7 protein-coding genes are annotated in these 9,038 nt (G+C 43.7%); 1 reads left to right on the top strand and 6 read right to left on the bottom strand.

What is annotated here, in order from left to right:
• Positions 1–331 precede the first annotated feature (331 nt).
• Complete coding sequence (locus RB298_RS02585; RefSeq protein ID WP_486045599.1) at positions 332–1,105, bottom strand: alpha/beta fold hydrolase; 774 nt, start codon at positions 1,103–1,105, stop codon at positions 332–334.
• Between the two features lie 327 nt (positions 1,106–1,432).
• Between RB298_RS02585 and RB298_RS02580 the strand changes: the two genes are divergently transcribed.
• Positions 1,433–1,909 carry a YqeG family HAD IIIA-type phosphatase gene (locus tag RB298_RS02580; RefSeq protein WP_486045597.1) on the top strand — a complete coding sequence of 159 codons (477 nt, stop codon included), beginning with the start codon at positions 1,433–1,435 and terminating at the stop codon, positions 1,907–1,909.
• A 593-nt stretch (positions 1,910–2,502) separates the two neighbouring features.
• Here the strand turns inward: RB298_RS02580 and RB298_RS02575 are convergent.
• From RB298_RS02575 to RB298_RS02555, 5 genes are all read right to left on the bottom strand, one after another.
• Positions 2,503–4,293, bottom strand: a complete 1,791-nt coding sequence (locus RB298_RS02575) for a response regulator (RefSeq protein WP_486045601.1) — start codon at positions 4,291–4,293, stop codon at positions 2,503–2,505.
• A 120-nt stretch (positions 4,294–4,413) separates the two neighbouring features.
• The gene (locus tag RB298_RS02570; protein ID WP_486045595.1) at positions 4,414–5,001 is read right to left on the bottom strand and encodes a sensor domain-containing protein; all 588 of its coding nucleotides are present in this window, start codon (positions 4,999–5,001) and stop codon (positions 4,414–4,416) included.
• A gap of 426 nt (positions 5,002–5,427) precedes the next feature.
• Positions 5,428–6,768 (bottom strand): erythromycin esterase family protein, encoded by a 1,341-nt coding sequence (locus RB298_RS02565; protein ID WP_486045593.1) that lies wholly within the window; start codon positions 6,766–6,768, stop codon positions 5,428–5,430.
• Between the two features lie 293 nt (positions 6,769–7,061).
• Positions 7,062–7,379, bottom strand: a complete 318-nt coding sequence (locus tag RB298_RS02560; RefSeq protein WP_486045591.1) for a hypothetical protein — start codon at positions 7,377–7,379, stop codon at positions 7,062–7,064.
• Positions 7,330–8,736: a DUF2207 domain-containing protein gene (locus tag RB298_RS02555; protein ID WP_486045589.1), complete on the bottom strand. Its 1,407-nt coding sequence runs from the start codon at positions 8,734–8,736 to the stop codon at positions 7,330–7,332. Before RB298_RS02555 ends, RB298_RS02560 begins: the two co-directional genes overlap by 50 nt.
• Positions 8,737–9,038: the final 302 nt, after the last annotated feature.

Here is a 9,038-nt window from a genome sequence, read left to right as displayed (position 1 = left end):
CAATCAATTCAGATTGGTGAGTAATCCTGCCCGTTACCTTAATGAAATTGAATGGAAATATAGTTAGACGCTTATCTAATTGTAATCGGCTCATGTTCTTATCCTTTACGGCAATCGGTACAAGTTCTTGTCTTCGATTAGGGACAAGAACTTGTACAGATAAAACAAAAAAGCCGCTAAATTAGCGACTTTCTTTGGGACCATGTTCTTGTCCCTCGACAATATCAGTAATATGTCCCGTTTTGTGCACCGTACCGGCCACCTCCCCTGCCTCGCCTTATCTGGGACGCGTAGGGGTTCGGCACATTGAATGGTATAAAACACAGGCCTTTCAGTGACTGGAGTGACGCATGAATTGTTTGATTCGTTCGTTCAATGGTCCGGGGGCTTTCGTCGGAATCCGATGATCGACCTTTTCAATGATAACCAACTCACTCATAGGCAATTTTTCATGCAACATTTTGGCGTAAGGATGGAAGTGCTTGTCTTTTTCTCCGTAAACGAGCAGTACTGGAAGTTGGATTTCCCGAAGTTGCGATGTACAGTTATACTTTAAGCTGTACTGGTAATACTGTTCTGCATTTTTGGCATTTCCTTTTTTCGCATCGTTGAATAACTCACGGAACAACGAAATATTTTTAGCTTGCGTCAAAGCAGTGGAAAACGCGATCGTGCCGACTGCTCCGATTTTAGAGAAAACGGCTCCCAAAGATATTTTATTTCTTAGACGCCATTCGTTCACTTCCGACATTCCCCCGATGATGATACCTCCTAATGCTCGATCGGGATGAGACAAGAGAAACTCAAGCACAACCGAACCGCCAGTAGAATATCCACACAAGAAAATTTTTTCGATGCTTAATTGGTCTATCAACTGTTTAATATCCTCAACAATTATAGGATATGTAACCGCTTGTTTGGAAGGCTGACTCTTGCCATGCCCTCTGATGTCAAAAGCAATGGTTCGAAAATGTGGTGAAAGCCCTTGAATTTGATATAAGAAATTTAAGCTCGTCAGTACAGGTGGATGAATAAAGAGGATTGCTGTTCCTTTTCCACAATCGATATAATTCATCGAGTATCCATTTATGTAAGCATTAGTCATTTTATCGTCACACTCCAGGTAAATCATTATGAGTTTCTGCCCAATTATGAATTAGAGTGTCCAAATGAAAGGAAAGTACTCCATAAAATAAATCGTCTCGATGTTTGAAACTTTTTTAGTTGTTTCGCTACAATCGTACGAAAAACACGCGCAAGAGGAGTTCCTGCGATGCTTAAAGGTGTCTCTTGGCACGGTCACATAATGTAAATTGATCATAGTCTCCTTTCTTCTGTGTGCTGATGAATAAGGGGTATTAAAAATGAAGGTTAAGGAAAACTATATATGACTTATGACCAACTTAGTAATCAAATGTAACGGAGGAGTTTTATGCCTATTTTCAAACCTTCACAAAGTGTGCGTTCAATTTATGACATTGATGGAGACGCGCTGCAACGGGCAGGAATTAAAGGAATAATAATTAATTGGAATAATACATTAGTTTCGAAAAATTCTTCGGCTGAATCGGATTCGATGAAGAAATGGCTGAAAGACTTTAAGTCCCGATATGCGATTAAGCTGATTATCGTCTCGAACAGTAAACCTCCTTCGCAAGGAAACGAACTGGTTAATGAGATTCCGGCTTTATTCGAAGCGAGTAAACCAAAGAAAAAAGCTTTTATGGCTGCTTTGGATATACTCGGAACCCGAAAAAATGAGACAGCGGTTGTCGGCAATGGCATTATTACTGATTTATGGGGTGGAAATCGATTAGGAATGTATACGATTTTTGTTTCTCCTTCATGGACAAAACCTCGGATTATGGGTGCAATAAAACGTTTGGTGGTAAAAGCGCTTCGAGTGTAAAAGGAAATAATAACGCGGGGATACTCTTTACTGTAAGGGTGGTCATTTACCAGTCTTTTTACGTAATACGGTGGCTACAGCTACCCAACCAGCAGAAGAAGCCGCGTAAATTAGCGGCTTCTAATGTTACTATGTTTTTTCACCCGACATCATTTTATTTTACTTTGCTTTTAACATAACAGTCATTGCTCTTATAACGTTTAGTGACATCCTGCTGCATTCATTAGTTTACCCGCAAATGAAAATCATACATAATTTTTTTGCTTTTCTCTTCATTGAAAGCATGAAGTAGTTCTTTTACGACTGCCCAAATTATGTCGGCAGCCTCTTCGTAAATTGCTTATTAAGTTAAAGTTAAGGTAGTCAATCTGACCGGCTGCCTTATAGTCTTTATTAAGCTAACGTTTCCCGTTAGCTTAATATCCTTTAGTAAGGCCCACGTAATCTCAGGTTTATCTCCTACTATGGTTAACAGAAACCATAGCTCTGATAAATAAAAATGGCCTATATAAATTGAAATGACGGGTGTCGATCATACGGAGTAAATCACTCACGTATGATCGACACCCGTCACCAGGATACATAACTTGGGGTTATTCCAGAAGCCCAGCCTCCCTGGCTTTTTGCACCGCTTCCTCCCGGTTGCGGACCCCCAGCTTCATATATGCCGATGACGCATAGTTTCGAACCGTACCATCGGATAAATACAATTTGGAAGCAATGCTTTTATATCGCAGCCCTTTGGACACAAACTGTAAAATTTCAAGTTCCCGCGGCGTTAAATCATAGGCCGAGGACGCTTTGATTGACGAATGGTCATCGACGCTATTGTCCGCTTCCAGTTGGGCAAATAATTTGTGCGACATGCCCTGATCGATCAGCGTGCCCCCGCGGTGGACGGTGCGAATCGTTTCAGCCAGCTCTAACGGCTGCATGGACTTCAATAGGTATCCATCCACCCCGCTTCGCATCGCCTCCAAAGCCTGTTTGGTATCCTCGAACGTGGTGAGAATCAGAATCCGGATGTGGGGCCACGATTCTTTTATCGTACGGGATGCGGAGATCCCATCCACATTCGGCATCTCAACATCCATAAGCACCAGCTGCGGCTTAACTTGCCTGCACAGCTCGATCGCTTGCTCGCCATCCTCTGCCGTCCCGACAACCTGAAAATCCTGCTGCTCTTCCAGCAAAGTCCGCAAGCTTTCACGAATAACGGGGTGGTCATCGACGACCAACAGGCGGATGACTTCATCCTTATGCTCCGTTTGTCTGGGTAGCGTGCAGGTAACGAGAGTGCCTTCTCCCCGCTCCGTATAGACGGCCACATGGCCTTGCAAAATCATCGCCCGCTCTTTCATGGCGTTGAGGCCAAAGCCCTCCCTTCCATGCTCCATCCCGCGGCCGTTATCTTGAATTTCCAGTCTCGTCTGTTGGGGCTCGAAATGCACGGAAACCTTAATCTCTGTCGAGTGTCCATGGCGCACGGCATTCGTCAACGACTCTTGCAGGCAGCGGTAGAGCGCTGTCTTCGCTTGCTTCATTACAGGGTATTCCTCCCCGTAGGCATGGAAAGTAACCGGCACCTTGGCATGTTCCTGAAACTCCTCCGCCAGCTTCCTCAAAGACTGAAGCAGGGGGAGAGTCTCATGCGGCGATTCGATTTGATGTACGTAGCCTCTGACCTCCTCCATATTTTGGCGGGCCAGGTTCAATAGGGAATCGAGACTTTCGGTTCCCGTATCCGTTGCCATCTGAGGACGCAACGTTTCCAATCCCATAATGAGCGAAGTGTAGGCATGACCGACGGTATCATGAAGCTCTTTGGACAGCCGGCTCCGTTCTTCGGCAAGCGTGATACGCTCGATTTGGGACAGGTACTGCTCCAACACCGCATTTTGCTCGCGAATCGTTTCGCCTTGACGATGATTGAGCACGAGTAAATGGAAGGAGAATCCGAAGATATACGCCAGCCCGATGTGAACGGCCATGACCCAGTATTCACTCTGCTCTCCAAGCTGCTTGATTATGGCTGGCAGGAGCAAGATGGTAACAGGCCCTGACCAGAGATAGGCCCTATGCGCGCTATGGGCAGCAATGAAAAATGCATACAGCAGGAATGCTAAGTAGGCTTGGGGAAAAAATGAAGCCAGATACAAACACAACCCACCCGAGATCACAATTTCGGTAAACAAATAGTATTTATAATTGAGCTGCAAGCAAAGCCATGGAACGGAAAAAGCAATCAACTGCCATAGGACAAGGACCACAATCGGCAGCGTGAAATATTGTTGCAGACTTATTGTCGTAAACACGAGAGAAATGCTGGATATCAGGCGGATTATAAACATGAGCCAGTCGTACCAGTACCATTGCTTGACCATATCGAACAAAACCATCATCCCCTAAAGACTTTCAGTATGACATTACGTAACTATTATAAAGTAAACTGCTATAGAGTAAACTATCCTCCGACGACCTACGAGGCGAAGCGGGGCATTCGTCTACCGGTTCACATGCTTGATCATTAGACGCGTGTAGCCGCCTATCCAGCGCGCCAAGCGGTCTGCAAGCCAGCAGCTCACCAACATCAGTACGATCCCTGTGGCTGATACCATCATAGCTTTGGCAAACGTGTCTACCGTCGCACCCATAATGGAAAGGCTGATAAACGGATAGAGGAACGGAACACCAATCAATACAGGCGGTGCCACATAGAGTAAGGCCGCACTGATCAGACTTAAAATCCCTACCGGAAACTTCAACATCAGCCAGCCAATAGCGATCCAGTTGCGTCGGTTCAGCAACTCCTTTTTCGCTTGGAGCCAGTTGGATACTTTCGGGGTGACAGCTTTAACACAAGGATCGGTGGTGATATCCATATAGATCTTGGTTTGTACTCGTTCGAATTGCAGGAAGGCAGTTGTCGTGCGCAAAACGTTAGCCAGGAGAGGAACGCCCACGACAGTAAACGAAAGACTCAAACCCAGAATAATGGCAACCAAATAAAAGCAGAAGTAAAACAATCCGGTGACGAAAGTAAACAGCAGGAAATAGCCGTTTTGAACAAAACTGGCGACGGTTCTTGCCATCAAAGAGCTCACATCCTTTGCAAGTAGTAAACGTATCCTACTGCTCTTGATGTCAATTCTGCCAGTGTCATAATGTCATATGACATAAAATGAACGGAGTGTAAGCTACGGTTATGACCAACTGCACATTAGAATTGTTCAAAACTCAGGAAGACCCCTGTGTGCCAGTATTCTCTTACTATACTACAGGGAAAAAAGTAATTAGGCACTATACCAAATCAGCCAGCTTTATGCATTTTCTCTTTCAATGTGCTTTCATATTGAATGACCGCTCTAAAATTCAGCCCAGAACAAAATCATACACCGTATTCTCGCTGTCAACATGACAGTCCATATTTTGGAAGTCTATCGGTTTTTGACAAACATAAATCGTAAAAAACAAAAAAGCCGCAATTAAGCGACTTTTAAGCATACATAATTAAGATTTTATCGATTCAGTTGAGATGGCTTCACTTTCTGAATGTGAACGAGGATGTCGAATGTTTTACCTAATGATACATCAACAGTCGTTGGGATATCTGGACCTACCGTTGTTACTCCGGCAAAAATGGGATGTTGCTCGTTTAGCCAAGTTTTAGTCACTCCGCTTGCCTTACGTAAATCAACAAAAAACTGGTCGTATTTGACTTGTCCAAACGTATAATTAAAATTGTTCGGGTCATCTAATTTTAAGATTCCATAGGGCCCGAATTGTTGGCTGGTGTTATAAACATTGTAACGTCCCTCGAAAACAGATGTTCCAATGGTTACATACCGTTTGCCATAATGTTCTGCTAAGTGCTGCCCAGCCATTTTAGGGTATACGAAAGGAAGCATATTTGTTTTCGACACGTGCCCGTTATGGCCCCACACGATTGTTTTTCCTATATGTTCTTCAGTCCATTTCGCATTCTCATACATGGCAATATCGTGTTTCAAATAAAAGTCTTCCAGGTTATCAGGATATGCGGCTGTCATTGTCGTAAATTGCTCAATAATACGGGCATTTTGTTTGATCCATGCGAACTCTGGGGATTTTCCATTCAGTTTATGTTTATTTTGCTCTAATAAAGCGCTAATTTGTTTCGCATCTGAAACATACCGTGCTTTCGTTTCTTTCTTAAGGCCGCCAAAGGTATCTAAATCCTTGGTTACAGGAATAAGGCCTTTCATCTTTTGATCGAAACGAGTGACAAGTTTTGGATCGTATTTCTTTACATACGCTAGGATATTGTTATAAACACTCTCGTTTACGGTTTGTATATCCATGCCGATGATCCGTATTTTGGATTTATGCTTTGGATCCGCATTATATTGGCGTATCCATTGAAGCAGATCAATGATTTCTTTCGTGTTAAATACAGGACTTAGATATTGGCTTGGGTCCCCTTTACCCGTACGAACATAGCGATCGAGTCCCAATGCTCTGTCCCATCCCTCTTCTAACACTAAGGCCTTAAAGCCCATTTCAGCTGTCAAATAATTAACAATGCGATGCTTCATGGTAAAAACTTCGTGAGCTCCATGCGTCGCTTCGCCTAAACCAACAATTGTAGCTGATCCGATCATATCCTTAAGCGGTCTTAAATCCTGAAGAGATGCTGTTGGATCCGTTGACTTTAATGGCATGGCATGCTTTTCTAACCATTTTATCTGCTCGGCTTTCTGATTGGAGTTGTAGGGAGCTATAAGAGAAGCACCTACTTTCGAAGCTGCATGAATATTTCCTGTAAAACCAGCCAGTGTGATCATCGAAGCAGCAATTGCGATACCCATTTTCTGTTTCATAAAATCCTCTCCTTAAATACTTTGTGATTTGGTTTGATGAGATATATTCTAGTTCCCAGAACTCTCTTCTGTATCCTACTGCACTCCTTGTTATGTACAACAGTGTCAAAATGTCATATGACACGCCTTCCCCCGTTTACTTAATAAAAAGACGTCTGCTGCCTCGATGAAATCAAATCGGGAATGTAACCATGTTCTTGTCATTGCTTGATAACCTAAATATAAAAAGCCGCATAATCAGCGGCTTCTAATGTTACTATGTTTTTGTCACCCGACAATTTTTACTAACTTAGTCAATCTCCTCCCCCACCGCCATCTCCCGAACCTCCATCATTGCCACTGTCACTACTGTAGTCGTATGAACTCCCCCCGTCTGCTCCACTGTCACTATCGCTGCTCGGAGTTCTCCCGGAAGTTGTCCCCCCAGGTATTCCCTTCCAAGAACGATTAAAGACATAATCGATAGCGGTATCCACATCGTTATCAAACAGGGAAGAAGCCTCTGATAAAGGAAAATCCGGGTTTTCTTTGCTGACATTTCTCATAAAACGTTCTCCTACATCAAGTAATAGCGCATCTTCCCTCATCTTTTCCAGCCATTTTGCGGTCATTATTAGCCCTTCCTAGATCATGTCCGCCTCTAGCCAGCTTTCGTCGATACCGCTTTATAGCGCTTCGGTAAGCTGCCGAACGCTGATCTAATGCTCCTCGGGGTAATAACCCAACAAGTAAAAATGAAAGAATTACGAAGTTCAAGTATTCGTCTACCAGGGGATCATACAAAATTGGAGCTGCCACGAAAAAGCAAACGACCAAAAAGACGATGATGTATCTTTTGAGGCGCCAGCGAAAAATAGCTAATATGAGTCCGCCGCCCAAAACAATGGCCAATACTCCTACCCATCCCCAAGGTGTTACGTCTGCAATGTACAGATAGATGAGCAAAACCAGATGTATGAGAGCTAGAGCCGGTATGATGACTTTTCTCGCCGCGTATTCCTTGTACATGATCCCTTTGCTATTCTCAGTCTCCACAAGCTCCTGCCAGCGGCTGAGTCCCTTATTAAGACTTCTCATGCGCTTTATGTATTTACCCATAGTCGCTTTATTCCTGCGCTCTGTTTTCGTAGGGCCAGAAAATTTATCCAGGTTCAGGACAGTCGTACCGTGAGACAGCCAACCAAGCAAGTAACGGTCTGGTTTGTTCAGGGCTGTACGATTACCCTTGAATGTAAACTCGGGAAGCCTCATCGGCGCTCTCGAATCTTCCTGGAATCTCATAGCTGATGGCACTAAGGAAAGACTCACCATACCTTTACGGCGCAGCGAAAATACACCGGCCAGCCCATCTTGTTCACGCTTTTCGAATCTTTGCTGAAGCTTCTGTTCAGCTAACAGTCGTTCCGAGAGTGAGGCTGAGGTCTCTTCTGTTTCCCTCTCCGTCAGCACCTCTGGGGGGAAATACAACTTCAGCCTCGCACTATCCCCTTCAGGTAATAGCGTGTTTTCGTACCTGATCCAACGATTGTTTACTTCTGTCAAGCTGCCTCTTGAGCGATCGTAAGCAAATCCAGATAAATTCTCTTTTGCAGGCTGTTCCGTATATACCCTAACGGTTACGTTGTGATGATCAAACCTGTTATCTTTGAGTACGGTCCAATCCAGCTCTCCACGATCGTCATATTTCACATTATAGCGATAATAGATCTGCCTCGTTTCATCTTTAGCTTGTAATTCGATGTAATAAGAACCCGATTTAGTTCTTAAATAGACCGGATAACGCTCCAAATTAACATAACCAAGATTGCCGAGCTCTCGGTCATTCGGTGGTACATAAGCTTCAAAAAATTCAATATTAGCTCCCCCGAAATTGTCCATATATCTAGGAATTCTTTCATACTCTCCTTGTACTGTGTAAGTGAATAGCTCTTCCACATATAAGTCACCGTCCGCCATTACCTTGGCCATAACGTCCACTTGATCAATCGTTAACTCATTGTCGTTGCCACACCCGACTAAGATAACAACCCAAACAATACTAACTGCCAAAAGATCGCATGTTTAATCTTTATTTTCACAGTAAACCTCCCGTTAATATACCAGGGCCTCACTGTCCATTTGTTGAACAAGAAGGCAGCAGATCACGTTGATATAAGCATCTTGCTTCTATTGATAATAGATGTCTTTCTGCTCCCAGACGCCATTGTCGCACTCTATGATGGATCTTAGCTCTACGTTTACATAATCTCCCCAATATCCCATTGTAATAG

It is taken from the genome of Priestia sp. BR_2 (genome assembly GCF_041954005.1).
Lineage (GTDB): Bacteria > Bacillota > Bacilli > Paenibacillales > Paenibacillaceae > Paenibacillus_AQ > Paenibacillus_AQ lautus_A.
Note: the sequence above shows the minus strand (reverse complement) of the source record. Positions and strands in the feature narration are given on the sequence as shown.